The organism is Actinomadura macrotermitis (assembly GCF_009604375.1).
Lineage (GTDB): Bacteria > Actinomycetota > Actinomycetes > Streptosporangiales > Streptosporangiaceae > Spirillospora > Spirillospora macrotermitis.
Genome location: NZ_WEGH01000003.1, coordinates 1,441,917 through 1,467,325 on the forward strand (window position 1 = coordinate 1,441,917; position 25,409 = coordinate 1,467,325).

The 25,409-nt window shown below is 72.8% G+C and carries 23 protein-coding genes; 8 read left to right on the top strand and 15 right to left on the bottom strand.

Going from position 1 to position 25,409, the window contains the following annotated elements; all coding sequences use genetic code 11:
• The first annotated feature begins 241 nt into the window (after positions 1-241).
• Both ACRB68_RS28080 and ACRB68_RS28085 read left to right on the top strand, forming a co-directional pair.
• Complete coding sequence (locus tag ACRB68_RS28080) at positions 242-793, top strand: peroxiredoxin (RefSeq protein WP_328594876.1); 552 nt, start codon at positions 242-244, stop codon at positions 791-793.
• Positions 794-869: 76 nt separating this feature from the next.
• Positions 870-1,412, top strand: a complete 543-nt coding sequence (locus ACRB68_RS28085; protein WP_153537365.1) for an alkyl hydroperoxide reductase — start codon at positions 870-872, stop codon at positions 1,410-1,412.
• A gap of 26 nt (positions 1,413-1,438) precedes the next feature.
• Here ACRB68_RS28085 and ACRB68_RS28090 read toward each other — a convergent pair whose 3' ends face one another.
• Positions 1,439-2,461, bottom strand: coding sequence for a LacI family DNA-binding transcriptional regulator (locus ACRB68_RS28090; RefSeq protein WP_153537367.1), 1,023 nt, complete (start codon positions 2,459-2,461; stop codon positions 1,439-1,441).
• Positions 2,462-2,497: 36 nt separating this feature from the next.
• Here ACRB68_RS28090 and ACRB68_RS28095 point away from each other — a divergent pair, with 36 nt between their 5' ends.
• Positions 2,498-3,670 (top strand): MFS transporter, encoded by a 1,173-nt coding sequence (locus ACRB68_RS28095; protein ID WP_153537369.1) that lies wholly within the window; start codon positions 2,498-2,500, stop codon positions 3,668-3,670.
• A 13-nt stretch (positions 3,671-3,683) separates the two neighbouring features.
• Here the strand turns inward: ACRB68_RS28095 and ACRB68_RS28100 are convergent, their stop codons facing one another.
• Positions 3,684-4,625, bottom strand: a complete 942-nt coding sequence (locus tag ACRB68_RS28100) for a DNA-3-methyladenine glycosylase family protein (RefSeq protein WP_153537371.1) — start codon at positions 4,623-4,625, stop codon at positions 3,684-3,686.
• A 13-nt stretch (positions 4,626-4,638) separates the two neighbouring features.
• Positions 4,639-5,004 carry a VOC family protein gene (locus tag ACRB68_RS28105; RefSeq protein ID WP_153537373.1) on the bottom strand — a complete coding sequence of 122 codons (366 nt, stop codon included), beginning with the start codon at positions 5,002-5,004 and terminating at the stop codon, positions 4,639-4,641.
• Positions 5,005-5,371: 367 nt separating this feature from the next.
• On the opposite strand from ACRB68_RS28105, the gene ACRB68_RS28110 reads away from it, so the two are divergent.
• Positions 5,372-5,845, top strand: a complete 474-nt coding sequence (locus tag ACRB68_RS28110) for a MarR family winged helix-turn-helix transcriptional regulator (protein WP_153537375.1) — start codon at positions 5,372-5,374, stop codon at positions 5,843-5,845.
• A 198-nt stretch (positions 5,846-6,043) separates the two neighbouring features.
• Here the strand turns inward: ACRB68_RS28110 and guaA are convergent, their stop codons facing one another.
• Complete coding sequence (gene guaA / locus ACRB68_RS28115) at positions 6,044-7,609, bottom strand: glutamine-hydrolyzing GMP synthase (protein ID WP_328594877.1); 1,566 nt, start codon at positions 7,607-7,609, stop codon at positions 6,044-6,046.
• A gap of 192 nt (positions 7,610-7,801) precedes the next feature.
• Between guaA and ACRB68_RS28120 the strand changes: the two genes are divergently transcribed.
• Entirely contained in the window at positions 7,802-8,698 is an 897-nt protein-coding gene (locus ACRB68_RS28120) for a zinc metalloprotease (protein ID WP_328594878.1), read from the top strand.
• Here ACRB68_RS28120 and guaD read toward each other — a convergent pair.
• Both guaD and ACRB68_RS28130 read right to left on the bottom strand, forming a co-directional pair.
• Positions 8,646-9,998, bottom strand: coding sequence for a guanine deaminase (gene guaD / locus ACRB68_RS28125; protein ID WP_153537379.1), 1,353 nt, complete (start codon positions 9,996-9,998; stop codon positions 8,646-8,648). The genes ACRB68_RS28120 and guaD overlap by 53 nt on opposite strands.
• On the bottom strand, positions 9,998-10,732 hold the full coding sequence (locus ACRB68_RS28130; protein ID WP_194293470.1) for a DNA alkylation repair protein: 735 nt from the start codon (positions 10,730-10,732) through the stop codon (positions 9,998-10,000). The genes guaD and ACRB68_RS28130 overlap by 1 nt, the downstream gene beginning before the upstream one ends.
• A 136-nt stretch (positions 10,733-10,868) precedes the next feature.
• Between ACRB68_RS28130 and ACRB68_RS28135 the strand changes: the two genes are divergently transcribed.
• A complete protein-coding gene (locus tag ACRB68_RS28135; RefSeq protein WP_328594879.1) occupies positions 10,869-11,762 on the top strand; it encodes a zinc metalloprotease in 894 nt (297 codons plus the stop codon).
• A 1-nt stretch (position 11,763) separates the two neighbouring features.
• On the opposite strand, the gene ACRB68_RS28140 is transcribed toward ACRB68_RS28135, so the two are convergent.
• From ACRB68_RS28140 to ACRB68_RS28150, 3 genes are all read right to left on the bottom strand, one after another.
• A complete protein-coding gene (locus ACRB68_RS28140) occupies positions 11,764-12,576 on the bottom strand; it encodes a pentapeptide repeat-containing protein (protein WP_328594880.1) in 813 nt (270 codons plus the stop codon).
• 68 nt (positions 12,577-12,644) lie between these two features.
• Positions 12,645-14,396, bottom strand: a complete 1,752-nt coding sequence (locus ACRB68_RS28145; protein WP_153537385.1) for a GMC oxidoreductase — start codon at positions 14,394-14,396, stop codon at positions 12,645-12,647.
• A gap of 13 nt (positions 14,397-14,409) precedes the next feature.
• Entirely contained in the window at positions 14,410-15,987 is a 1,578-nt protein-coding gene (locus tag ACRB68_RS28150) for a succinic semialdehyde dehydrogenase (RefSeq protein WP_153537387.1), read from the bottom strand.
• 293 nt (positions 15,988-16,280) lie between these two features.
• On the opposite strand from ACRB68_RS28150, the gene ACRB68_RS28155 reads away from it, so the two are divergent.
• Positions 16,281-16,988, top strand: a complete 708-nt coding sequence (locus ACRB68_RS28155; protein ID WP_153537389.1) for a TetR/AcrR family transcriptional regulator — start codon at positions 16,281-16,283, stop codon at positions 16,986-16,988.
• Between the two features lie 68 nt (positions 16,989-17,056).
• On the opposite strand, the gene ACRB68_RS28160 is transcribed toward ACRB68_RS28155, so the two are convergent.
• From ACRB68_RS28160 to guaB, 4 genes are all read right to left on the bottom strand, one after another.
• Complete coding sequence (locus ACRB68_RS28160) at positions 17,057-18,547, bottom strand: phospholipase D-like domain-containing protein (RefSeq protein WP_235959915.1); 1,491 nt, start codon at positions 18,545-18,547, stop codon at positions 17,057-17,059.
• A 258-nt stretch (positions 18,548-18,805) separates the two neighbouring features.
• Positions 18,806-20,545 carry a glycerol-3-phosphate dehydrogenase/oxidase gene (locus ACRB68_RS28165; protein WP_153537391.1) on the bottom strand — a complete coding sequence of 580 codons (1,740 nt, stop codon included), beginning with the start codon at positions 20,543-20,545 and terminating at the stop codon, positions 18,806-18,808.
• 94 nt (positions 20,546-20,639) lie between these two features.
• Complete coding sequence (locus ACRB68_RS28170; protein ID WP_328594881.1) at positions 20,640-21,761, bottom strand: GuaB3 family IMP dehydrogenase-related protein; 1,122 nt, start codon at positions 21,759-21,761, stop codon at positions 20,640-20,642.
• Positions 21,762-21,857: 96 nt separating this feature from the next.
• Positions 21,858-23,354: an IMP dehydrogenase gene (gene guaB / locus ACRB68_RS28175; protein WP_153537393.1), complete on the bottom strand. Its 1,497-nt coding sequence runs from the start codon at positions 23,352-23,354 to the stop codon at positions 21,858-21,860.
• Positions 23,355-23,569: 215 nt separating this feature from the next.
• On the opposite strand from guaB, the gene ACRB68_RS28180 reads away from it, so the two are divergent.
• Positions 23,570-23,956 carry a DUF5319 domain-containing protein gene (locus tag ACRB68_RS28180; protein WP_328594882.1) on the top strand — a complete coding sequence of 129 codons (387 nt, stop codon included), beginning with the start codon at positions 23,570-23,572 and terminating at the stop codon, positions 23,954-23,956.
• On the opposite strand, the gene ACRB68_RS28185 is transcribed toward ACRB68_RS28180, so the two are convergent.
• Together ACRB68_RS28185 and ACRB68_RS28190 are read right to left on the bottom strand one after the other, a co-directional pair.
• A complete protein-coding gene (locus tag ACRB68_RS28185; RefSeq protein WP_153537395.1) occupies positions 23,953-24,570 on the bottom strand; it encodes a hypothetical protein in 618 nt (205 codons plus the stop codon). The genes ACRB68_RS28180 and ACRB68_RS28185 overlap by 4 nt on opposite strands.
• The gene (locus ACRB68_RS28190; protein ID WP_153537397.1) at positions 24,567-25,184 is read right to left on the bottom strand and encodes a sigma-70 family RNA polymerase sigma factor; all 618 of its coding nucleotides are present in this window, start codon (positions 25,182-25,184) and stop codon (positions 24,567-24,569) included. Before ACRB68_RS28190 ends, ACRB68_RS28185 begins: the two co-directional genes overlap by 4 nt.
• Between the last annotated feature and the right edge of the window lie 225 nt (positions 25,185-25,409).

Consider the following 25,409-nt stretch of genomic DNA (forward strand, 5'->3'; position numbering starts at 1 on the left):
GGTGCGGCCGCGGTGTGACTTTCGTCATGCGGCCGGCGCCCTGGGGGCCGGAAGGCCCTGCCGCAAGGGCTGATAGGCATCACCTATCAGACTCATGTGGATAGTTGATTTCTCTTTTCAATGCGGGTGCGGCACTCTGAGTCACGGAGGCCGCAGCAGGCGCTTCGCGCCGCCGCGGCGCCTCCCACCTCACCTGCCCCGTCCGCCGGGGCGACAGACTCGCAAACCAAAGGAGCCGTGCGTGCTTACTGTCGGTGACCAGTTCCCCGAGTTCGAGCTCACCGCCTGCGTCTCGCTGGACCCGGACAACGCGTTCGAGACGATCAACCACAAGTCCTACGAAGGCTGGAAAGTCGTCTTTTTCTGGCCCAAGGACTTCACGTTCATCTGTCCGACCGAGATCGCCGAGTTCGGCCGGCTCAACGAGGAGTTCGCCGACCGCGACGCCCAGGTGCTCGGCGCCTCCGTCGACAACGAGTTCGTCCACTTCGCGTGGCGCAAGGACCACCCGGACCTGCGCGAGCTGCCCTTCCCGATGCTGTCGGACCTCAAGCGCGAGCTGTCCTCCGCGCTCGGCATCCTGACCGAGGACGGCGTCGCCCAGCGCGCCACCTTCATCGTGGACCCGAACAACGAGATCCAGTTCTCCATGGTGACCGCCGGTTCCGTCGGCCGGAACGTCAAGGAGGTCCTGCGGGTCCTGGACGCGCTGCAGTCCGACGAGCTGTGCCCCTGCAACTGGAACAAGGGCGAGTCGACCCTGGACGCCACCAAGCTGATGGCCGGCGCCTGATCCGGGCTCGCACCACGGCAACTCCGACGGCCGGCCGCGACGCCGCGGCCGGCCGTTCGCACGAAAGGACCACAGCATGAGCGTTGACGCGCTGAAGTCGTCCCTCCCGGACTACGCCAAGGACACCAAGCTGAACCTCGGCTCGGTGACCTCCACCTCGCAGCTCACCGAGCAGCAGCTGTGGGGCACCGTGCTGGCCACCGCGCTGGCCAGCCGGAACCCGGTGGTCATCCGGGAGCTGGCCGAGGAGGCGGGCGACTACCTGTCGGCCGAGGCGTTCGCCGCGGCCAAGGGCGCCGCCTCGATCATGGCCATGAACAACGTCTACTACCGCTCCACGCACCTGCTGAGCGACGAGACGTACGGGACCCTGCGCGCCGGGCTGCGGATGAACATCATCGGCAAGCCGGGTGTGGACAAGGTCGACTTCGAGCTGTGGTGCCTGGCGGTGTCGGCCATCAACGGCTGCGGCATGTGCCTGGACTCGCACGAGAAGGTGCTGCGCGAGGCGGGCATGCCGCGCGAGCAGATCCAGGAGGCCATCAAGATCGCCTCTGTGGTGCACGCGGTCGCCCTCACGCTGGAGGGCGAGGCGGCGCTGGCTCCGGCCACCGTCTGACGCACGGACGCTGCAGGCCCGGTCGCTCATGTGGAGCGGCCGGGCCTTGTGCTTTCCCGGTGGACGACGGTCCAGGGCGCGGGCCGGGTGTCTGTTCTGCGGCCGAGGACGGCGTGGGCGCAGGCGGCGCCCTGGTCGCGCAGTGACTGCGCGACGGTGGTGAGTCCGAGTTCCGCCGCTGTCGGGGAGTCGTCCCATCCGGTGACCGCGATGGTGCGCCCGGCCGCGCGGACGACGCCGGCGGCCTGCTGGTCGCTCATCGCGGCGATCGCGTCGGGTGGTGCGGCGGCGGCCAGGAGGGTCGCGGTGATCCGTTCGGCCTCGGCGGCGTCGTTGCGCGCGCACACCGCGACGGTCACGTCGTGCCAGGCGATGCCGGCGTCTTCGGCCGCCTGCCGGTAGCCCGCCAGGCGGGCGCGGGTCACCGGGAAGGCGACGCCGGTGATGTCCGCGCCGGTGGTGATCATGCTGGTCCGGTCGCGGGAGAGCGGGAAGCTCACCACCGCCGGGCGGCGGGCGCCCGCGAACGCGGCGGCGCCCACCGCGTGCGCCGCCGCGCGGTCGTCGATGCCGACCAGGCCCATGCCGGGGACGGCCGGTCCGCCGTGGACCACCGCGGGGCGCTTGGTCGCCCGGACGGCCTGCAGGATCGGGTCGTCGTCGGAGGTGGTCCAGACGATGAACCCGTCGACGGCGGCCGTGGTCGGCGGGCCCGTGGCCGGCAGGATCGTCATGCCGTAGCCGCGGTCGGCGCAGACGTCGGCGATGCCGGCCAGGAAGGACGCCGCCGCGGGGTCCTCGAACGCGTAGCTGAGGTGTTCGCCCAGCACGACGCCGAGCGTGCGGGTGCTGCCGCGGCGCAGTGAGCGGGCGCTCGGGTCGGGGCCGGCGTAGCCCAGCCGGTCCGCGGCGGCGAGCACCTTCGCGCGGGCCCGGTCCGAGACGCGGTCGGGCCGGTTGTAGGTGTAGGAGGCGGTCATGACCGACACGCCGGCCAGTTCGGCCACCTGGGCGAGGGTGACCCGCCTCGGTTCCGCGGACGGTTCCATGGGGTCAGCCTAGCGGGCTTGTGTATCGTTACACATATGCCCCCGACCCGCCGCCTGCTCGCTTCGACGGTCATCGTCTTCGCCGCCTTCGGCGCGTTCTGGGGGGTGTGGGGCGCCGCGGTGCCCCGGGTCCAGCACCAGGCCGGCATCGGGGACGGCCGGCTCGGCCTCGCGCTGCTGTTCGTGGGCGCGGGCGCCCTGCCCGCGATGCCGCTGGCGGGCCGGGCGCTCGACCGGTGGGGGCCGCCGGTCGCGGCCGTGGCCATCGCCGCCCTCGGCGGCGCCGGCGCCGTCGTGGCGCTGACCGCGGTGGACCTGCCGAGCCTGTGCGCCGGGCTGGCCCTCGTCGGCGCCACCAGCGGGGCGGCCGACGTGGCCATGAACGCGGTCGCCGGGCGCGCCGAGAAGACCGCCGGGCGGCCCGTCATCACCCGCGCCCACGGCGTCTTCTCCACCCTGGTGGTCCTCGGGAGCCTCGCCACGGGGGCGGCGGCGTCGCTGCCGCTCGTGGTCCCGTTCGCGGCCGTCGCGGTCCTCGCGGCGGCGGCGGGCGCCTTCCTGCTCACAACGCCGCCCGCCGGCGACGTCCGGGAGGACGGGTGCGCCCCGGCGCCGCTCGGCCGGCGCGCGGCCGTCCCGTTCCTGCTCCTCGGGGTGCTGGGCGCGCTCGCGTTCGCCGGCGAGAACGCGCACCAGAGCTGGAGCGCGGTCTTCGCCCAGGGCGAGCTCGGTTCGGGCGCGGGGCTGAGCGCCGTCGCCCCCGCCGTCTTCGCCGGGGCGGTCGCGGTCACCCGGTTCTCCGCCGGCGGGCTCACGGCCGCGCACGCGCGCGCCGTCCTGCTCGCCGGCGCCTCGGCCGCCGCGGCCGGCACGCTCCTCATCGCCGCCGCGCCCACGCTGCTCGTCGCGGGTCTGGGGCTGGCGATGGCCGCCGCCGGGACGGCGGTGCTGTTCCCGACGCTGCTCGGCATCGTCGCGCGCAACGCCCGCGAGTCCCGCCGCGGCCGCGCGACCTCGATCGTGACGACCGTGTCCTACCTGGGGTTCCTCGGCGGGCCGGTCTATGTCGGGCTGTGGGCCGACGCGGTGGGATTGCGCGGGGCCATGGTCGCGGTCGCGGCCCTGGCGGCCGCCTTGTTCGTCCTCGCGCCGGTGCTGCTCCGCCTCAGCGGTTTCGGTGCCGTGGGGCGCGGGAGAAGCCGGCGGTGAAGCGGCCCCGCCCTCACGCCGCGACGACGCGGCGGCCGCTCGCGATCTCGCCGGTACTGCGCTCCCGGTCGGAGCGGAACAGCAGCGCCATCCAGCTCCGGTAGGGCGCCCACCCCTCGGCGATGCGGGCGAGCGCGGCCGTGTCGCCGGCGGGCACGCCGTAGGCCGCCGCCATCGAATCGTGCAGGCGGCGCTCGGTGGCGGCGAACCGGTCGGGCGCGCCCGCGCCGCGCACCAGGATCAGCTCCGCCGAGAACGGGCCGATCCCGGGGATGCGGCACAGCCGTGCCAGCGCCTCGCCGCCGTCCAGGGAGCGCAGCGTCGCCGCGTCCAGTTCGCCGTCCAGCGCGGCGCGGGCGACCGCGTGCAGCCGGTCCGTCTTGAGCTGCGGCAGCCCCGGGAGCGACGGCAGCGCGAGCAGCCGGTCCGGTGCGGGGAACGCGGCGACCTGGGCGCCGCCGACGTCCACGGCGGTGCCGTGCTCGCGGCTGATCCGGGTGCGGATCGCCGCCGCCTGGACGATCCGGATCCGGTGCCCGATGACCGCCCACGCGGCCGCCTCGTACGGCGAGTTGAAGCAGACCGGGCGCAGCCCCGGGTACCGCCGCTGCAGGTCGCCGGCGACGGGGTCGCGTTCGCCGACCGCGGGGAAGCCGGTCCCGTCCACGTCCAGCGACAGGATGCGGGCGACCTGGGCGGCGACCCGCTCGGGCGCGGCCTCCCCGTACGGCTCGACGAGCACGCGCGCGCCGTCCGCCCGCACCACCGCGCCGCCCGGCGCCCAGCCGGACTCCTCGGCGAAGGCGAAGCGCAGCGTGCCGTCCGTGCCCGCGACGCCGGCCGAGCAGGCCGGCGCCGCGCCGTTGTTGCGGTAGTCGGCGGGCGCGAAGCCCTCCTGGAAGCGCCGGGCCGCGTCCAGCGAGAACGGGCCCCGCGGCGTGATCGGGATCTGCATGACGGCTCCTCGGTCAGCCCTTGTCGTGGACGGTGATGGTGTAGCCGTCGGGGTCGGCGAAGGCGAACATCCGCCCGAACGGCCCGTCGGCCGGCTCGGTGACGACGGGCCGGCCCGCCGCCACCACCCGCGCGTGGACGGCGTCGGTGTCGTCGGCGCGCAGCCAGAGCCCCACGCCCCAGCCGAGCCGGTCCACCGCGTCCAGGTCCACCAGCGGCGTGCGGACGGCGAACGGGATCGGCTCGGTGGCGAACACCACCGCGCCCGGGGGCGAGGCCGGCGCCCGGACCAGGCCGACCACGTCGGTGTAGAACGCGGCCGAGCGCTCCAGGTCACGTACCTGCAGGGCGGCGAAGTCCAGTCCCTTGACATCGGTCATCGCGCTTCTCCTCGTTCGTGACCGGCCGCCGGCATCCCTATGTGCCGGTCGAGTGATAATCAGCTTTACTGAGCATCACTCTAGATGATTGTCAGCGGGTCCGCCACCATGAAGCCGGGAATCCTTGAGCAGGCCGGTCGGTCACAAGTGCCGAAGCAGGGCGCGCCGGGCGTTCGCCGCCGCCCCGCCGCCCGGGTTCTAGAAGAACCTTGATAATCACCTATACTGAGCATCACTAAAGATGACGGTTTTCTGGAGGCGAGCGTGAGACCGCCGAGGCCGACCGGAGGACCCTCCTCGGCGGCGCGGTGCGCTTGCCCATGCGGGACCCGCGACGAGCGGCCCGCCACGACTTTTGAGGAGCTCGATGAAAGCGGAACCCACGGCCCGCCCCACGCTGCGCGAGGAGCTGCTCTCGCCCGAGTTGTCGGGGTCGGTGGGCTTTCTGCTTGCCAAGGCGGCCGAACTGGTCACCGCCGACTTCGAGCACGCGCTGCACCCCTTCGGGATCCGGGCGCGCGACTATGGGGTGCTGTCGCTGCTGCACCGGCGCGGCGCGCTCTCCCAGCAGCAGATCGGCGAGGCGGTCCGGATCGACCGCACCACGATGGTCTCGATCATCGACGACCTGGAGGGCGCGGGCCTGGTCGAGCGCACCCGCGACCCCAAGGACCGCCGCCGCTACGCCGTCACCCTCACCGGGAAGGGCGAGAAGCTGTTCGCGGGGGCGCTGACGCAGGCGAACGCGAAGGTCCACGAGGAGTTCCTGGCGGCCCTCTCGCCCGCCGAGCGCGACAGCCTGGTGGACATGCTGGTCCGGCTCACGGTCGAAGACCGCTGAACGGCCGGCGCATGCGAAAGCCCCACGTGGATTCCACGTGGGGCTTTCGTTCGGGCTCTCACTCCTGATCGAGCATGCCCGGGCAGTGCAGCCTGGCGATACCGGCTACCCCTGCTCGACAGAGCCGGGCGGCACAGCCTCGGGGTACCGACTACCCACGCTCGAGGGAGCCCTGGCAGGGCACCCTCGTGTTGTCGGCTACTCCCACTCGATCGTGCCCGGGGGCTTGCTGGTGATGTCGACGGTGACGCGGTTGATCTCGCGGACCTCGTTGGTGATCCGGGTGGAGATCTTCTGCAGCACGTCGTACGGCAGCCGGGCCCAGTCGGCCGTCATGGCGTCCTCGCTGGTCACCGGGCGCAGCACGATCGGGTGGCCGTAGGTGCGGCCGTCGCCCTGCACGCCGACCGAGCGGACGTCGGCCAGCAGCACCACCGGGAACTGCCACACCTCGCGGTCCAGGCCGGCCCGGGTGAGCTCCTCGCGGGCGATGGCGTCGGCCTCGCGCAGGATGTCCAGCCGCTCGCGGTCGACGGCGCCGATGATGCGGATGCCGAGGCCCGGCCCCGGGAACGGCTGCCGCCACACGATCTCGGCGGGCAGGCCGAGCTGCTCGCCGAGCGCGCGGACCTCGTCCTTGAACAGCGTGCGCAGCGGCTCGACCAGCTGGAACTGCAGGTCCTCGGGCAGGCCGCCGACGTTGTGGTGCGACTTGATGTTGGCCGCGCCGGTGCCGCCGCCGGACTCGACCACGTCGGGGTACAGGGTGCCCTGCACCAGGAACTGCACCGGCTCGTCGGACTCGCCGACGATCTCCCGCTCGGCCGCCTCGAAGACCCGGATGAACTCCCGGCCGATGATCTTGCGCTTCTCCTCGGGGTCGGTGACCCCGGCGAGCGCGGCCAGGAACCGCTCCTGGGCGTCCACCACGTGCAGGTTGACGCCGGTGGCGGCCACGAAGTCCTTCTCCACCTGCTCGGCCTCGCCCTTGCGCAGCAGGCCGTGGTCGACGAACACGCAGGTGAGGCGGGAGCCGATGGCGCGCTGGACCAGCGCGGCGGCGACCGCGGAGTCCACGCCGCCCGACAGGCCGCAGATGGCGCGCCCGTCGCCGATCTGCGCGCGCACCGCCTCGATCGACTCCTCGGCGATGTTGACCATCGTCCAGTTCGGCCGGCAGCCCGCGCCCTCGTACAGGAAGCGCCGCATGATCTCCATGCCGTGCTCGCTGTGCAGCACCTCGGGGTGGAACTGCACCCCGTACAGGCCGCGCGCGCGGTCCTCCATGCCGGCGACCGGCGTCACGTCGGTGCGCGCGGTGACGGTGAACCCGGTGGGCGCCTCGGACACGAAGTCGCGGTGCGACATCCAGACGGCCTGCTCGGCGGGCAGCCCGTCGAACAGCATGCCCGGGTCGGCGAGCGCGACGGTCGCGCCGCCGTACTCGGCGATCTCGGAGTTGGCCACGGTGCCGCCGAGCGCGCGCGCCATCACCTGGTGGCCGTAGCAGATGCCGAGCGTCGGCACGCCGAGCTCGAACAGGCCGTCGGCGACGTCGGGGGCGCCCGGCTCGTACACCGACGCGGGGCCGCCCGACAAGATGATCGCCTTCGGCTTCCTGGCGAGGATCTCGGCGGCCGGCATGGTGGACGGCACGATCTCGCTGAACACATGACACTCCCGCACGCGCCGCGCGATCAGCTGCGCGTACTGCGCGCCGAAGTCGACGACGATGACGGTGTCAAAGGACTGGTCTACGGCCACCAACAAAGCCTTTCGCAGGACACGAGCCGGAAACCCCAGTCTATGGTGCCCCTGCCTGCGCCGACGCGCCGATCCCGGTGGCGGTCGACACGCGGCGGTAACGGACCTCTCTCTGTTTCGGCGAGCCGCCGCGCGAGACGGTGTCGCTCTGGTACCTGTTGATGACGCTCTGTGTCGCCTCAGGGGAGTGTCGTGAAGCCGTTCGCCGCCGCCGTCCTGCTCGCCGCCGCGCTCGTGCCCGCCGCGCCCGGCACCGCCCCGCCCGCGGCGGCGGGGCCGGCCCGGGGCTGTGACGCGGCGCGGCTGCGGCACCCGGGGGCGCCGGGCGTCCGGGAGCCGAACGAGCTGACGGCCGCCGAGGTCGACCTCGCCGAGACGCAGCTCGGCCAGGTGGACCAGCTGACGAGCGCGCTGCGCACGCGCGGGTTCAGGGTCAACATCCCGGTCTACTTCCACGTGCTGCGCGACGGCGCCAGGGGGAACGTCTCCGACGCCGCGATCCGGCGCCAGATCGCGGCGCTGAACACCGCGTACGGCGGCGGGTACGGCGGCGCCGGCACCGGGTTCTCCTTCACCCTGAAGAAGATCACGCGCACCGCCGAGGGGTCCTGGTTCCGTGAGCCGGAGAACCACGAGAAGGCGTTCAAGAACCGGCTGCACCGCGGCGGCCCGGGGACGCTGAACCTCTACAGCGCCAACGTGGGCGACGAGCTGCTCGGCTGGGCCACCTTCCCGTGGAAGTACCGCGGCGCGCCGCGGATGGACGGCGTCGTCGTGCACTACCAGAGCCTGCCCGGCGGCCCGATCGCGCACTTCGACCGCGGGTTCAGCGCGGTGCACGAGACGGGCCACTGGCTCGGGCTCTACCACACCTTCCAGGACGGCTGCGACCGGCAGGGCGACCACGTCGCCGACACCCCGGCCGAGCGCGACCCGACCAACGGCTGCCCCGGCGGCAAGGACACCTGCCCGCTGGCGGGCGGCGACCCCGTCCACAACTTCATGGACTACGCGTGGGACACCTGCATGCGGGGGTTCACCTCGGGTCAGGCCGCCCGGATGCACCGGGCGTGGACCGCCTTCCGTTGACGAACACCGCGCGGACGGCCCGCTCGTCCCCCAGGACCATCAGCGCGAACAGGCGTTCGCGCAGGTCCGCGGCCGCCTCCGTGCGGCGCTTCAGCACGGGGGTGGCGGCGAAGTCCAGCACGGCGAAGTCGGCCTCGGCGCCCGGGTGGAACCCGCCGATCCGGTCCTGCAGCGACAGCGCCTCCGCGCCGCCCCGGGTGGCGAGGTAGAGGCCGCGCAGCGCGTCGAACGGCTCCCCTTGCAGCGCGGCGACCTTGTACGCCTCGGCGGCGGTGGCCAGCAGCGAGTAGGACGTGCCCGCGCCGATGTCGGTGCCGAGGCCGACGCGCACCCCGGCCCGGCGCGTCCGGGCGAAGGGGAACAAGCCGCTGCCGAGGAAGAGGTTGGAGGTGGGGCAGAAGGCGACGCCTGCGCCCTTGTCGCGCAGCACGTCCCAGTCGTGTCCGCCGCCGGTCCCCCGGTACACGTGGTCGGGCCAGACGCAGTGGGCCCACACGCTGCGCGGCCCGACCATCCCGCAGCGGTCGTAGACGTCCAGGTAGGAGCGCGGCTTCAGGTCGGCGAACCGGTCCAGGACCTGGTCGACCTCGTCGCGGGTCTCGGCGAGGTGGCTCTGCATCCACAGCCCGGGGTGCTCCTGGTAGAGCCGGCCGGCCATCCGCAGCAGGCCCTCGGTGGAGGTGGGGCCGAACCGCGGGGTGACGGCGTAGAGGACGCGGCCGCGGCCGTGCCAGCGCTCGATCAGCTCCCGGCAGTCGTCCTCGGCCTGCCCGACGCTCGCGTCCAGGTATCCGGCGGGGGCGGCGCCTCCGCCGTCGTCCATCAGCACCTTGCCGGCCACCACCCGCATGTTCCGGGCGTGCGCCTCGGCGAAGAACGCGCCGGTCGCCTCTTTGGAGGTGGTGGTGTGCACGCAGGCGGTCGTGGTGCCCGCCGCGAGCATCGTGTCCAGGAACGCGCCGGACGCCCGCCGCGCGTAGCCGGGGTCCTGGAACCTCATCTCGGCCGGGTAGACGCTCTTGGTCAGCCACGCCATGAGGTCGCCGCCGGGGCTCGCGATCGCGTCGATCTGCCCAGAGTGGGCGTGGGCGTCGACGAAGCCCGGCACGATCAGGTCGTCGCGGAAGTCCTGCACGGCGCCCGCGCGCTGTTCGGCGGTGAGGGCGGCCCAGGGCGCGACCCCTTCGACGTGCCCGGCCGGGTCGACGAGCAGCGCGCCGTCCTCCACCAGGTGGACGTTGCCCTCCTCCTCCGCCGGGTCGCCGCTGAAGTGCAGCACCGTCCCCCGGTACGCCGTCATCAGCGGCTCCGGTGCGCGGCCCGCAGCGCGGCGGCGTCGGCCTCGGGCAGGTGGCGGACGGCCTCGCGCAGGGTGACGCCCGACATGACGCCGACCCGTGCGGCCGTCCAGTCCCGCACCCAGGCGGCGTCCTTCTTGGACTGCTCGCGCAGCACCCAGCCGAGGGCCTTGCGGATGAAGAAGTCGGTCTCCAGCACCAGCCGGTCGCCGTAGCCGGAGATGCGGGCCAGGTCCGCCTCGCCCCGGCGGACGCCGGGCAGCAGCGCCAGCAGGGCGGTGCGCCGGATCCACAGGTAGGGGTCGTCCACCCAGGCGTCCAGGTCGCGGGCGAGCTCGGGGTACCGGCCGACCAGGGCGCCGACGACCTTCTCGGCGAGGCCGTCGACGTAGACCCAGCTCGCCGAGGCGCGGATGAGGCGCTCGGCGAAGGCGAGGTCGGCGGCCTCCAGCACCTCGGCGCGGCGGACGAGCAGCTCGATGGCGGCCATCCGGGTCTCGTGCACCGGGCGGCCGTCATCGGTCACCGCCCACAGCGCGGTCGCGAGGGCGAGCAGGTCGGTCCGGCCGGGCCGGGTGCGGACGGCGGACAGGGCCGCCTTGCGCAGCACAGGAAGAGGCACTCCGAAGTGGGAGAAATCGCTCTTCAGATAGCGTTTCTCGTTCTCGGCGCGGACCGGATCGCCCAGCGCCCGCAGCTCCGCCTCGATGCGGGCGGCCTCCTCCGCGACGTTCATGGGAGCAAAGGTACGCCGGTGTCGCCCGCGATCGGACGTAGCCCGACATGCGCAGTTTGACGGTAGTTGCACGATTCGTCGGGGCGTAGGCAGGATGCAGCAGGTTTCGGATCTTCCATCGCTCCCGAGGAGTCCTGTGAAACGAGTCCGGATCGTCATCGCCGCCACCGGATTGCTCATCGCCGTCACCGCGGCCGCGCCCACCACGGGCCCCGCCACCGCCACTCCCGCCGCCACGGCCTGCGCCGCGCAGAACGCCCGGGTGCGCGCCGGGACGGGCACCGTCGAACGCAACCAGCCGAGCGCCGCCAAGGCCGCCGCGATGGAGAAGGACTTCGCCAGGAAGGCCAAGGCGCTGCGCGCCGCCCGCACCGACCCGACGAAGCCGCTGGTCGTCCGCGTGCACTTCCAGGTCGTGCACGACGGCGCGGCCGGCAACGTCCCGGCGTCGCAGCTCCTGCGGCAGCTCGCCGTCATGAACAAGGGCTTCGCCAAGCACCGCATCTACATGGTGCCCGCGTCGATCAGGCGGACGAACAACCCCGCCTGGTTCGCCGACCCCGAGGGCAACGAGGCCGCGATGAAGAGGGCGCTGCGCCAGGGCGGCAAGGCCGACCTGAACCTCTACACCGCCGACCTCGGCGACCAGCTGCTCGGCTGGGCGACGTTCCCGAGCGACTACGCCTCGGCGCCCAGGCTCGACGGCGTCGTCGTGCACTACCAGAGCCTGCCCGGCGGGACGATCGCCAACTACAACGAGGGCGACACCGCCACCCACGAGGTCGGCCACTGGATGGGGCTCTACCACACCTTCCAGGACGGCTGCGGGACCGCCGGCGACCGCGTCGCCGACACCCCGGAGGAGGAGAGCCCCGCATCGGGCTGCCCGGCCGGCCGCGACACCTGCCCGGCGCCCGGCACGGACCCGATCCACAACTTCATGGACTACTCCTACGACTCGTGCATGTACCAGTTCACCAAGGGACAGGCGCAGCGCATGCGCGAGCAGTGGGCGGCCTACCGCGCCTGACCTAGGACCAGTGCCCGGGGTGCCAGTGGTCGGGAAGCACGAGGGGCGGCGTCACCTTCGTGGTGGCGTCGCCCCGCGCCGCGTCCAGCTGCGACTGGACCAGGAAGATCGCCCCGGTCAGGTCGGCGCCCCGCAGGTCCGCCCCGCGCAGGTCGGCGCCGATGAGGTCGGCGTCCCGCAGGTCCGCGCCCCGCAGGTCGGCCCCGATCAGGTAGGCGCCGCGGAGGCCGGCCCCGCGCAGGTTCGCGCCCTTCAGCCGCGCCCCCATCAGGTCGGCGCCCCGGTGGTCCTTCTTCTTCCCCCGCACCCGGCCCCGGACGGCCTCGCTCGCGCGCAGCAGCAGCGCGTTGACCTTGCGGTGGTGGGACGCCACGTCCAGCGCCGACAGCTCGTCCGGGGACAGCCGGGTCAGCGCCTCGGTCTCGTCGCGGACGGCGGTCAGCTCCGCGCGCAGCGCGGGCACGGCCGCGAGGGCCTCGGTGGCGTAGTAGAGCAGCTCGTGCAGGTCCCGCATGACGGGGAAGACGTCGAACATGCGGCGCGCGGTGCCGGGGTCGTCCCGCCAGTCGCGGCCGCCGAAGGTGACCTGGGAGACCTTTTGCCCGGCGCCGAAGCAGTCGTAGACGGTGCAGCCGGTGAAGCCCCGCCCGCGCAGCCCGGTGTGGATGCCGCAGCGCGAGTCGGCCAGCAGGTTCGGGCAGGGCGTGCGGGCGGGCTTGTCGATGGCGAAGTCCGCCGACGCGGCGAAGGCCGGCACGACGCAGCAGAGGCCGAAGCAGTTCGCGCAGTCCCCGCGCAGGTCGGCGTTGTCCACAGGCTCCCTTTCCTAAGCCCGGCGGGCCGGGCTTAGGAAAGGGTAGGCCAGGGGAAGGAGGGACCGGGTCAGCTGATGCCGACGATCGGCAGCCGCAGCGCGCCGGGGGCCTCGGCCGGGACGGCGGGGTTCTTCGGCGCGACCGGCTCCAGCCGCCGGTACGCCTCGCCGAGCGCGGGGCGCTGGTCCGGCTCGCCCTTGTTCGGCCACAGCGAGAGGGCCCGCTCGGCCTGCGCGGTGATCGTCAGCGACGGGTTGACGCCGAGGTTGGCCGACACCGCCGAGCCGTCCACCACGTGCAGGCCGGGGTGGCCGAAGACGCGGTGGTAGGGGTCGATGACGCCGCGCTCGGGGGTGTCGGAGATGGCGCACCCGCCGAGGAAGTGCGCCGTCATCGGCACGTCGAACAGGTCGCCCCACGTCCCGCCGGCCACGCCGCCGATCTCCTCGGCGATCAGCCGGGTCGCCTCGTGCCCGTCGGGCAGCCAGGTCGGGTTCGGCTCGCCGTGGCCCTCGGTCGCGCGCACGTCCCAGCCGAGCGGGCCGCGCTTGGGCTTCAGCGTGATCGAGTTGTCGCGGGACTGCATGACCAGGGCGATAACGGTCCGCTCGGACCAGGTGCGCACGTCGAACAGCTGCACCAGGTCCTGCGGTTTGCGGGCGACCTCGCCGAGGAACTTGGCCCAGCGCGGCCGGTGCTTCTCGCCGGGGCGGTCGCCGTCCACCAGCAGGGTCTGCAGCCCCGCCAGCAGGTTGGAGCCCTTGCCGTAGCGGACGGGCTCGATGTGGGTGTCGGGCGTCGGGTGGAACGAGGAGGTGATCGCCACGCCCTTGGAGTAGTCCGGTCCCGGCACGCCGTGGCGGCGGCCCGCGCCGAGGATCGCCTCGGAGTTGGTGCGGGTGAGCGCGCCGAGCCGGTCGGAGACGCGCGGCAGCCGGCCGGTGCTCTTCAGCTTGTGCAGCAGCTTCTGGGTGCCGTAGGTGCCGGCCGCGAAGACGACGTGCTCGCTGGTGAAGGTCTTGCGGTTGCGGCCGAACGAGCCGGTCCGCACGATCTCCACCTCGTACCCGCCGCCCGCCAGCGGCGTCACCTGGGTGACGCGGCTGAGCGGCATGATGCGGGCGCCGGCCTTCTCGGCCAGGTACAGGTAGTTCTCGGTGAGCATGTTCTTGGCGCCGTGCCGGCAGCCGACCATGCACTCGCCGCACTCCAGGCAGCCGCGGCGGCGCGGCCCGGCCCCGCCGAAGTAGGGGTCGGCGGACTCCACGCCGGGACCGTCGCCGAAGTGCACGCCGACCGGCGTCTTGACGAACGTGCCGCCCTTGCCCATCCGGTCGGCGACCTTCTTGATGACCTCGTCGGCCGCGGTCGTCGTCGGGTTCTGCACCACGCCGAGCATCCGCTTGGCCTGGTCGTAGTACGGCGCGAGCTCGGCCTGCCAGTCGGTGATGTGCGCCCACTGCCGGTCCTTGAAGAACGGCTCCGGCGGCACGTACAGGGTGTTGGCGTAGTTGAGCGACCCGCCGCCGACGCCGGCGCCCGCCATCACCATGACGCGGCTGCCCTTGGCGCCGCGGATCAGGTGGATGCGCTGGATGCCGGTGAGGCCGAGGGCGGGCGCCCACATGTAGCGCGACACCCGCCAGTTGGTCTTCGGCAGCTCGGGGTAGCGGGCGCCCGGGCCGGCCGACGGGGCGGTGTCGAAGCGGCGCCCCGCCTCGATCACCCCGACCTTGTACCCCTTCTCGGTCAGCCGGAGCGCCGAGACGCTGCCGCCGAAGCCCGAGCCGACGACCAGCACGTCGTAGTCGAAGGTCATGTCCGCCGCCCGCCTACTTGATCCGGAGCTTCTTCATCGTCTTGATGCCGGTGGCCATGAGGTCGGCGAACTTCTCGTAGCCCATGGAGCCGGGGGGCTCCAGGTCCATCAGGTGCTGGCTGGCCACGGTCTGCACCTCGGTGAACTTCAGCAGGCCCTCGGTGCCGTGCCGGCGGCCGACGCCGGACTGCTTGAAGCCGCCCATCGGCGCGTCGTAGGAGGCGTAGGCGGCGCCGTAGCCGTCGTTGATGTTGACGGTGCCGGCCTGCAGGCGGGCGGCGACGCGGCGGCCGCGGGCGACGTCCTTGGTCCACACCGAGGCGTTCAGGCCGTACTCGGTGTCGTTGGCGCGGGCGATGACCTCGTCCTCGTCGCGGAACCTGTAGACCGACACCACGGGGCCGAACGTCTCACTGGCGCACAGGTCCATGTCGGTGGTGACGTTCTCCAGCACGGTCGGCTCGAAGAACTGCGGGCCGACGTCGGGCCGGGCCTTGCCGCCCGCCAGCACGGTCGCGCCGGCCGCGACGGCCTGGTCGACGTGGGCGGTGACGGCGGCCAGCTGCCGGGCGTAGGTCATCGAGCCCATGTCGGCGTCGAAGTCCAGGCCGGCGCCGAGCTTCATCGCCCGGGTCAGCTCGGCGAACCGCGGCACGAAGCGGTCGTAGACGTCCTCGTGCACGTACAGCCGCTCGATGGAGATGCACAGCTGGCCGGCGTTGGTGAAGCAGGCGCGCAGCGCGCCGCGCGCGGCGCGCTCGACGTCGGCGTCCGCCAGCACGATCATCGGGTTCTTGCCGCCGAGCTCCAGCGAGTAGTTCACCAGGCGCGGCGCGACCTTGGCGGCGATCGCCTTGCCGCCGCGGGTGGAGCCGGTGAAGGAGACGTAGTCGGCCTCCTCCAGCAGCGGGTCGCCGATCTCGGCGGGCTCGCCGACGACGATCTGCCACACGTCCTTGGGCAGGCCGAGCGCGGTCAGCAGGTCCAGCACCCACAGGCTGGACAGGCAGGTCTGGGTGTCGGGCTTGTGGATGACGGTGTTGCCGGCCAGCAGCGCCGGGACGATGTCGCTGGCGCCGAGCGCGAACGGGTAGTTCCACGGCGAGATCAGCGCGACGACGCCCTTCGGGTGCCGCAGCTCGCGCACCCGGGTGAGGCCGGGCATCATGCCCTGGCGGCGCTTCGGCTTCAGCATCTTGTCGGCGCGGCGCGCGTAGTAGAGCGAGCAGAGCGCGACGTCCAGGAACTCCTCCATCGCGTGGCGGCGGGCCTTGCCCGTCTCCAGCTGGATGAGGTCGAGGATCTCGTCGCGGCGGTCGACCAGGGCCTCGGCGAGGCGCAGGAACGGCTTGGCGCGCTCGGAGACGGGCCGGGCGGCCCAGGCGCGCTGCGCCTCGCGCGCGCGCTCGTAGGCGGCCTTGACGTCGTCCGCCGTGGAGACGGGAAGGGTGGCCAGGGGCTCGCCGGTGAAGGGCGCCGGGATCGTGGTGGTCTCCGACCCGCCGGAGGCGATGTGGGAGACGAGCTGCTCGATCACGTTCTGGGGGAGCCGGTGCTCCGCAGCGCCTTGGGTGGGGGTCGGAGTTGCCATGCACGCAGACTATGACCAGGCGGCCACCACTCGCTACCCGTTGGTAATGACCTACTTGCGGTGATTGGCCACACTCTCGTCACTTTTTCGTCGCCCGGCTCCGGCCCCCGGGCACATGGGACCGTTCCAGCCGCACCGAGTTGCCGAACCGGGGGATCGACCACGCCCTTCCGGTGTATTCCGGATACAGGAGGAGTCGAGGGCGCCGAGCCCCGCCATGACGGCCCCGGGTGTCCGCTGCCGCCCGCCCGGGCCCGTCCCGGCGGGCCCGGCGCCGTGACGGAGGGAGCCCCATGATCAACGCCCGCAGCGGCCTCGGACCCGGTGGTCCGAGGCACGGCGGTACAGGGCACAACGGCGGCGGCCGCCCGGTCGCCGCCCCCAAGGGCGGCAGCAGGCAGGAACGGCGGGAGCGCACCAGGACCGCGCTGCTGCGCGCGGCCGAACGGCTGTGGGCCGAACGCGGCATCCACGGCGCCTCGCTGGACGACGTCGCCTCGGCCGCCGGCCTCACCAAGGGAGCGGTCTACTCCAACTTCGCGGGCAAGTCCGACCTGCTGCTCGCCCTGCTGGAGCGCTACACCGCCGACCGCGTCGGCACCGAGGTCTGCGACGAACTGCGCGACACCTCGCGCCCCCTGCGCGCGCGCTTGGAGCGTGCCGGACGGGCCTACGAGCGCCGCGTCACGGGCGAGGGCGCGCGCCTGCGCCCGCTGCTGCTGGTGGAGTTCTGGCTCTACGGCATGCGCGACTACGCGGCGGGATGGCGGATCGCCGACTGGTTCGCCGAACGCCGCGACCACCTGGCGGCGGCCCTGCCCGACGGCGACGGGCCGGACGGTGCGGGGACCGGCCCCGTCGAAGCCCGCGACCGCGCCGCCCTGGCGATGGCCCTCGACCTCGGCCTGGCCTTCCAGCACCTGCTGGACCCCGACCGGGTGTCCCCGGCCCTCTACGAGACCGGCATGCGCCTGGTCCTCGGCACCTCGCTCCCCGACTGACCGGCGCGAACGGGTCCGGCCCGGCGCCGATGGCGCCGGGCCGGACCCGTGGTGCTCGATACGCCCGCTTACTGCGGGGTGGTGCCGTCCGCGTCCGGAGGACCGTCCACGTCAACGTCCGGGAGGGACGCGTCCGGGTCCCCGGTCGAGGGCGGCAGGCCCTCGTCCGGCGTGGTCGGGGTCGCGGTCTCGGTCGGGGTGGGCGCCGGCGGCGGCGTGGTCGGTGTGGTGGGCGTGGTGGGCGTGGTCGGCGGGGCCTCGCCGTCGTCGTCCTTCGCGTCGTCGTCGACGGGCTTCGGCTGCGCGAGCGGGCTGCCGGTCAGCTTGCCCTTGGCCGCGGCGAACACGCTGTCGAAGTTGCGCATGTAGGCGTCGAACGTCGCACGCTCGTCCAGGGTCAGCATCGACTCGTCGTTGTGGCGCAGCGCGTCGACGGTGTAGCTGTGGCTGCCGGTGAAGACCAGCCGGCGGTACCGGCCCTGGTAGGTGCCCTGGATGAGCAGGTACTTGGAGTGCGCCCGCTTGGGCTGGGCGCCGACGAAGTAGTGCACGTCCGGGCCGTTGTTCTTGCCATGGGGCTTGGTCAGCGCCTTGGTGGTGCTCTCCCCGAGCGACCCGCTGACGATCCGCACCTCGCAGCCGGCCTCGTCGAGCTTGAAGAGCCGGCTGGCGACGCCGTACCGGGTGAACATGCCGCTGGACAGCCGGATCTTGGTGCCGGGAGTGCAGCGCACGCGGTCCAGGATGTCGGCCACCGGGTCCCCGGAGGCCTTCGGGAAGTGGCTGACGGCGCGGTTGCCGTAAGTGGACGTCCGCCAGTAGTCGGGGTTCGGGCGCCGCTTGGCCAGGTCATAGAAGTAGCGCCGGTAGGCGTCGTACAGCTTGCCGGTGGCGGTGTAGGCATCGTTGTACTGGTTGTACATGCCGCCGGTCGCGTTGCCGGAGGTCTGCACGACGACCTTGCGCGAGTCGTAGGTGTGGGAGAAGGCGTAGAACTTGTTGTGGTTCTTGCTCCACTGGCCCTGCACCGACGGCGCGATGCAGCCGCGGTTCTTGCCGCACAGCAGCACCCACGACGGCTTGCGGGTGTCGGCGCCCAGGTGGCGCTTCAGGTAGTTGTAGACGCCCGGCCGGCTGTTCAGGGAGTCGGAGTCGAGGACGATCCGGACCTTCACCTTGCGCTTCTGCGCGCGCACCAGCTCTTTGGCCATGCCGGCGGTCTGCAGCCGGAACAGCGAGACGTCGATCTCCGAGCCCTTCGGCGCGTGCCGGATGAGCTTCTTGAGATACAGGTCGATCGCGCCGGCCTGCTGGGTGTTGCCGGTGGGCAGGTTGAAGCGGGCGCCCTGCTTGACGTAGTAGCGCTTGCGCTTCTTGGCCTTCTTCTTCTTTTTCTTCTTCGGCTTGGCGGCGAGCCGGACCGAGGAGGCGAGCCGGACCCCCACGGCCTGCTGCGCCGAGGCGGTCTGCGAGGCCGGAGCTACCCGTCCGGGAGTCTGCGCGATGGCCGCGCCGGCCGTACCGGCGTCCACCGACGCCACGGCCAACGCGATGAACAAGCCCCCGGCCACTGTTGCGAAACGCCGCACTACCCAGCCTCCCCGCCCCGTCGATCACCATGATCGAAGAGAGGAGATTACCAGCTATTCCGACATTCGATGCTTTGTTTTCATTCGTGTCATTAGCCACATGAGGCCACATGACCCATTTTGTGGTGTCCCCTCACTGTGCGCAGGGATTCGTGGTCAGGGCGCCGTGGCGCGGGCGCGGCGCGGTCAGGGCGCCGTGGTCAGGGCGCCGTGGTCAGGGCGCCGCGGTCAGGGCGCCGACGTCGGCACGATGTCGGGGGCGCCGCGCCGCCGCGCGTCGGCCTCCTGGTCGTCCTCCTGCGCCTGCGACGCCCGCTCGGCCTCGATCCGCTTGCGGTAGTACTCGATCTCCCGGTCGCGCTGCTTCTTGGACCAGCCGAGCACCGGCGCGATCAGGTCCGCCGCCTCCTGCGCCGCGCCGACGCCGCGGTCCCAGGTCTCGATCGAGATCCGGGTCCGCCGGGCCAGCACGTCGTTGAGGTGCCGGGCGCCCTCGTGCGACGCCGCGTAGACGATCTCGGCGCGCAGGTAGTCCTCCGCGCCGCCGAGCGGCTTGGCCAGGTCGGGCCGCTCGGCGATCAGGCCGAGCAGGTCGTCCACCAGCGTCCCGTAGCGGCGCAGCAGGTGCTCGATCCGCGCCACGTGCACCTTGGAGCGGGCCGCCAGCCGGTGCCGGGAGTTCCACATCGCCTGGAACCCCTCCCCGCCGACCAGCGCGACCCGGTCGGTGCACGACTCGGCGACCTTGCCGTCCAGGCCGTGCGCGACGGCGTCGATGGCGTCCTTGGCCATCACCCGGTAGGTGGTGTACTTGCCGCCCGCCACCAGCACCAGGCCCGGCACCGGGTGCGCCACCACGTGCTCGCGCGACAGCTTGGAGGTCTCCTCCGACTCCCCCGTCAGCAGCGGCCGCAGCCCCGCGTAGACGCCCTCGACGTCCTCGTGCGTGAGCGGGGTGTTCAGCACCGTGTTGACGTGCTCCAGCACGTAGTCGATGTCGGCGCGCGACGCCGCCGGGTGCACCTTGTCCAGGTCCCACGCGGTGTCGGTCGTCCCGATGATCCAGTGCCGGCCCCACGGGATGACGAACAGCACCGACTTCTCGGTGCGCAGCAGCAGCCCCGTCGCCGAGTGGATGCGGTCCTTCGGCACCACCAGGTGCACGCCCTTGGACGCCTTGACGTGGATCTGCCCGCGCCCGCCGACCAGTTCCTGGATGTCGTCGGTCCACACCCCGGTCGCGTTCACCACCTGCTTGGCGCGCACCTCGGCCGTCGTGCCGTTCTCCAGGTCGCGCACCCGCAGCCCGGTGACCCGCTCGCCCTCGCGCAGGAACCCGGTGCACTGGGTGCGCGAGGCGATCTGCGCGCCGTAGGCGGCGGCGGTGCGCAGCGCCATCATGACGTAGCGGGCGTCGTCGACCTGCGCGTCCCACAGCTGGATCGCGCCGGTGAAGGAGGACCTGCGCAGCGCCGGCGCCAGCTTCAGCGCGCCGCGCCGCGACAGGTGCTTGTGGTGCGGGACGCCGCGCTTGCTGCCCATCTGGAACGCCAGGGCGTCGTACAGCGCGACGCCCGCGCCGAAGTAGCCGCGCTCCCACACCCGGTGCGTCGTCGGCAGCAGGAACGGCACCGGCCGCACCAGGTGCGGCGCGATCCGCTGCAGCAGCAGCCCGCGCTCGGTGAGCGCCTCGCGCACCAGGTCGAAGTTGTACTGCTCCAGGTACCGCAGGCCGCCGTGGATCAGCTTGGACGACCGCGACGAGGTGCCGGAGGCGAAGTCGCGGGCCTCCACCACCGCCACCGACAGGCCCCGGGTCGCCGCGTCCAGCGCGGCGCCGGCACCCACGATGCCGGCGCCCACCACCACGACGTCGAACTCCTCGCCGGCCATCCGGTCCAGCGCCGCGGCCCGTTCGGCGGGCCCGAGGCGCGAGCTGCCGAGGCCGGTCACCGGTGATCCCGTCATCGCGAACTCCCCCTGTCGGGTAGGTGTCGACTACTGCCTACCCAACAGTAAGGAGAGACCATCCACCCCGTGCGGGTGAGACCCGGTGCGCGGTTCAGTGCGCCTGCGGCGCCACCACGACCTGCACACGCTGGAACTCCTTGAGCTCGGTGTAGCCCGAGGTGGCCATCGCGCGGCGCAGCGCGCCGATGAGGTTCATCGAACCGTCGGCGACGTGTGAGGGTCCGTACAGGATCTGTTCCATCGTGCCGATCGTGCCGAGGTCCAGCCGGGCGCCGCGCGGCACGTCGCCGTGGTGCGCCTCGCTGCCCCAGTGGTAGCCGCGGCCCGGCGCCTCGGTGGAGCGCGCGAACGGCGAGCCGACCATCACCGCGTCCGACCCGCACGCGAACGCCTTGGCGATGTCGCCGGAGTTGGTCATGCCGCCGTCGGCGATGACGTGCACGTACCGGCCGCCGGACTCGTCCATGTAGTCGCGGCGGGCCGCGGCGACGTCGGCGACGGCCGTGGCCATCGGCACCGCGACGCCGAGCACGGTGCGGGTGGTGTGCCCCGAGCCGCCGCCGAACCCGACCAGCACGCCCGCCGCGCCGGTGCGCATCAGGTGCAGCGCCGCGGTGTAGGTCGAGCAGCCGCCGACGATGACGGGCACGTCCAGCTCGTAGATGAACTGCTTGAGGTTCAGCGGCTCGGCCCGGCCCGACACGTGCTCGGCCGACACGGTGGTGCCGCGGATCACGAACAGGTCCACCCCGGCGTCGATGACGGCCTTGTGGAACTGCGCGGTGCGCTGCGGCGACAGCCGCGCCGCGACGGTCACCCCGGCGTCGCGGATCTGCTGGATCCGCCGCCCGATCAGCTCCTCCTTGATCGGCGCGGTGTAGATCTCCTGCAGCCGCTGGGTGGCGCGCACGTCGTCCAGCGAGGCGATCTCGGCCAGCAGCGGCTCGGGGTTCTCGTAGCGCGTCCACAGCCCTTCCAGGTCCAGGACCGCCAGGCCGCCGAGGTTGCCGACGGCGATCGCGGTGGCCGGGCTGACCACGCTGTCCATCGGCGCCACCAGCAGCGGCATCCCGAACCGGTAGGCGTCGATCTGCCAGGCGACGCTGACCTCCTCGGGGTCGCGCGTCCGGCGGGACGGCACGATGCCGATCTCGTCGAACGCGTACGCCCGGCGCCCGCTCTTGCCCCGGCCGATCTCAACCTCAGCAGCCACTGCGCTTCTTCCTCTTCCTCGACCGCACACCACGAACAGATGGAGAGTGTTCCCGCCACGGCGGCGAACAAGCCCCACAGAGCCTACGGCCGGGGGTCAGCGACCCTGGTAGTTGGGTGCCTCCACCGTCATCTGGATGTCGTGCGGGTGGCTCTCCTTCAGCCCCGCCGAGGTGATCTGCATGAGCTGGCCGCGCTCCTGCAGCTCGGGGATGGTGCGCGCCCCGGCGTACCACATCGACTGGTGCAGGCCGCCGACGAGCTGGTGCGCCACGTTGGCCAGCGGGCCGCGGTAGGGCACCTGGCCCTCCACGCCCTCGGGGATCAGCTTCTCCTCGCTGGCCACCTCGGCCTGCGCGTAGCGGTCCTTGGAGTAGGACTTGCCGCGCTCGCGGTTGCGCATCGCGCCGAGCGAGCCCATGCCCCGGTAGGACTTGTACTGCTTGCCGTGCACGAAGATCAGCTCGCCGGGGGACTCCTCGATGCCGGCCAGCAGGCTGCCCAGCATCACGGTGTCGGCGCCCGCCACGATCGCCTTGGCGATGTCGCCGGAGTACTGCAGGCCGCCGTCGCCGATCACCGGCACGCCCGCCTCGCGGGCGCCGCGGGCCGCCTCGTAGATCGCGGTGATCTGCGGGACGCCGACGCCGGCGACCACCCGGGTGGTGCAGATCGAGCCGGGGCCGACGCCGACCTTGATGCCGTCGGCGCCCGCCTCGGCCAGCATCCGGGCGCCCGCGTAGGTGGCGACGTTGCCGCCGACCACGTCCACCCGCGCGTTCGCCTTGATCTTGGCGATGGTGTCGGCGACGCCCTTGGAGTGGCCGTGCGCGGTGTCCACGATGATGACGTCGGTGCCGGCCTCCACCAGCGCCTGGGCGCGGCGGAACGCGTCCTCGCCGACGCCGACCGCGGCGGCCACCAGCAGCCGGCCGTCGGCGTCCTTGGTGGAGTCGGGGTACTGCTCGCTCTTGGTGAAGTCCTTGACGGTGATCAGGCCGCGCAGCCGCCCCTCGCCGTCCACCAGCGGCAGCTTCTCGATCTTGTTGGCGGCCAGCAGCGCGAACGCCTCGTCGCGGCCGACGTCGACCGGCGCGGTGACCAGCGGCATCGGCGTCATCACCTCGCGGACCGGCCGGGTCAGGTCGGTCTCGAAGCGGATGTCGCGGTTGGTGACGATGCCGACCAGCACCCCGCGCACGTCGGTGACCGGCACCCCGGAGATGCGGTAGCGGCCGCACAGCTCCTCGACGTCGGCGAGGGTGGCGTCGGGCAGGCAGGTCACCGGATTGGTGATCATCCCGGCCTCGGAGCGCTTCACCCGGTCGGCCTGCTCGGCCTGCTCCTCGGCGGACATGTTGCGGTGCAGCACGCCGATGCCGCCCTGGCGGGCCATCGCGACGGCGGTGCGCGACTCGGTGACGGTGTCCATCGCCGCCGACAGCAGCGGGATGCGCAGGGAGATGTTGCGGGTCAGCCGGGTCGTGGTGTCGGCCTCCCCCGGCTGCATGTCGGAATAACCCGGCAGCAGCAGCACATCGTCGAAGGTCAGGCCCGGCGGCAGGATCTTGGCGGGCTCGGCTGCGGGGTTCATGGCTACCTTCCGGCGTGGTGGTGGCGTCTGACCAGGTCACAGCGACCTTGCCTCCATGGTAGGCGCGACCGCCCCGCGGGGTGGCCCGTTCTCGCCGGCGCGGGAGTGGTCTTGCCGACACCGGCGCCCCCGCGCCGGTCACCCTCCGCGCCTGTTCGCGCACAGAAGAGAGCGGGGGGTGCACCTCGCGGGGTGAGGGGCAGTAGCGTGGGGGTGTGCACGATGACGCCCCGCTCGACCCGTTCGCCGGGGATCCCGACGATCCCGCGGCGTCGCTCGGCGACCCTGACGAGGACACGGCCCCGCTCAGTGTCACCGAGCGCGAGGACGTGCTCGCCGACCTGGCCGACCTGGAGGTGTTCCGGGCCCTGCTGGAACCGCTCGGCGTGCGCGGCCTCACCGTCGACTGCGGCGACTGCGGCAAGCTGCACTACATCGACTGGGACCTGCTGCACGGCAACCTGCGGCACCTGCTCGACCAGGGGCTGCCCCGCGTCCACGAGCCCGCCCTGTCGCCCGACCCCGTCGACTACGTGAGCTGGGAGTACGCCCGCGGCTACGTCGACGGCGTCATCGACAGCGAGGAAGGGCGCGAGGGCTAGGGCAGCCGCGGCCGGTGGCCGCGGCCGTGGGGGCCGCGGTAGGTGGGGAGCAGGTTCTCCAGCCGGCGCCGCAGTTCGGTGATGGCGTCCCTGGGGGGCTTGCGGGACGCCTTGCGGCGGTTCGGCCGGGACGTCTTGCGGGCCGCGCGCTTGGCCGGCCTCGGCTTGGCCCGCGGGCGTTCCACGACGGTCTCGGCGGGCGGCGCGCTCGGGCCGGGCCCGGCGGGCGTCCCCTGCGCGACGGCCGGCGCGGGCCGGCGCTGCTCGATGATCCCGCTGCCCGCGGCCGCGACGCCGGTGGTGGCCAGCACCGCGCCGACGATGCCGAGCGCGACGATGGTGCGGCGGCCGCGGCGGCTCTTGGGGGCGCCGGGCACCCCGCCGGGGATCAGCCGCAGCCCGCCCGGTTCGTCCACGTCGTCCAGCAGCGCGCGCAGCGCCTGGACGGCCGGGTCGCCCTCGTCGGCCTCAGTGGCGGCGGACCGGGCCGCCAGGGCCTCGATGATCGCATCGGTGCGGCGCAGCAGGTCCGGATCGGTCGGCGGTTCGGCCGGGGCATCGCCGGAGTGCGAAGGCTCGGCCGGATCCGGGGCGCCAGGGCTCCGTCCCGTCAAGCGATCGACTCCTCTCTGGCCATCGCCCGGAGCCGGGCCAGGGCCCGGTGCTGCGCGACCCGTACCGCCCCCGCGGACATGCCCAGTACATTACCGGTCTCCTCCGCCGACAATCCGGCCACCACCCGCAGCAGGACCAGCTCGCGCTGCTGCTCGGGCAGCCGGGTCAGCAGGTCCCGGGCGCGCTGCGCCTCGATGTAGCGGACCACCGTCTCCTCGGGGCCGGGCCGGTCGTCGGGCCCGTCGGGCAGGTCCTCGGTGGGCACCGCGGCGCGCACCGCGCTGCGCAGCGCGTCGGCGATCTTGTGCGAGGCGATGCCGAACACGAACGACGCGAAGGGCCGGCCCATGTCGCGGTACCGGGGCAGCGCGGACAGCACCGCGATGCACACCTCCTGCGCCACGTCGTCGGCGATGTGGTACTGCCCCGACACCCGCCCGAGCCGGGCCCGGCAGTAGCGCACCACCATCGGGCGGATGTGCCCGATGAGGACCTCGATGGCCCCGTCGTCGCCGGCGACGGCGAGCCGCGTCAGTTCCCGCAGGTCGTTCTCGTCGTCCTTGGCCGCCCGCAACCGCCGCACCCGCCCCGCGTCGGGTGATGGGTTCGCCATGTCGTGGAGAACAGAGCCTGCGCCCAAGGAACCGGTCACGTAGAGCATGATGCCCAGCGCGCTACGGCCTGTCTCCACCACGCGTGACAACGGAATGGTCACAGTGCCGGAACGGTCCCCCTAAAATCCCCCAAAGCCCCCACCGAAACCCCGGCACCCGCCCCAAGGGACAGCAAAGGCCCCCGCCCGAAGGCGGGGGCCCTGCCGCGACGAAGGTGCCCCGAA

What these genes read in the sequence shown, in the direction of transcription:
- ACRB68_RS28085 (WP_153537365.1), top strand. Translation starts at nt 870, where the DNA reads ATGAGCGTTGACGCGCTGAAGTCGTCCCTCCCGGACTACGCCAAGGAC.
- ACRB68_RS28090 (WP_153537367.1), bottom strand. Translation starts at nt 2,461, where the DNA reads ATGGAACCGTCCGCGGAACCGAGGCGGGTCACCCTCGCCCAGGTGGCC.
- ACRB68_RS28095 (WP_153537369.1), top strand. Translation starts at nt 2,498, where the DNA reads ATGCCCCCGACCCGCCGCCTGCTCGCTTCGACGGTCATCGTCTTCGCC.
- ACRB68_RS28100 (WP_153537371.1), bottom strand. Translation starts at nt 4,625, where the DNA reads ATGCAGATCCCGATCACGCCGCGGGGCCCGTTCTCGCTGGACGCGGCC.
- ACRB68_RS28105 (WP_153537373.1), bottom strand. Translation starts at nt 5,004, where the DNA reads ATGACCGATGTCAAGGGACTGGACTTCGCCGCCCTGCAGGTACGTGAC.
- ACRB68_RS28110 (WP_153537375.1), top strand. Translation starts at nt 5,372, where the DNA reads ATGAAAGCGGAACCCACGGCCCGCCCCACGCTGCGCGAGGAGCTGCTC.
- guaD (WP_153537379.1), bottom strand. Translation starts at nt 9,998, where the DNA reads ATGACGGCGTACCGGGGGACGGTGCTGCACTTCAGCGGCGACCCGGCG.
- ACRB68_RS28130 (WP_194293470.1), bottom strand. Translation starts at nt 10,732, where the DNA reads ATGAACGTCGCGGAGGAGGCCGCCCGCATCGAGGCGGAGCTGCGGGCG.
- ACRB68_RS28145 (WP_153537385.1), bottom strand. Translation starts at nt 14,396, where the DNA reads ATGACCTTCGACTACGACGTGCTGGTCGTCGGCTCGGGCTTCGGCGGC.
- ACRB68_RS28150 (WP_153537387.1), bottom strand. Translation starts at nt 15,987, where the DNA reads ATGGCAACTCCGACCCCCACCCAAGGCGCTGCGGAGCACCGGCTCCCC.
- ACRB68_RS28155 (WP_153537389.1), top strand. Translation starts at nt 16,281, where the DNA reads ATGATCAACGCCCGCAGCGGCCTCGGACCCGGTGGTCCGAGGCACGGC.
- ACRB68_RS28165 (WP_153537391.1), bottom strand. Translation starts at nt 20,545, where the DNA reads ATGACGGGATCACCGGTGACCGGCCTCGGCAGCTCGCGCCTCGGGCCC.
- guaB (WP_153537393.1), bottom strand. Translation starts at nt 23,354, where the DNA reads ATGAACCCCGCAGCCGAGCCCGCCAAGATCCTGCCGCCGGGCCTGACC.
- ACRB68_RS28190 (WP_153537397.1), bottom strand. Translation starts at nt 25,184, where the DNA reads ATGGCGAACCCATCACCCGACGCGGGGCGGGTGCGGCGGTTGCGGGCG.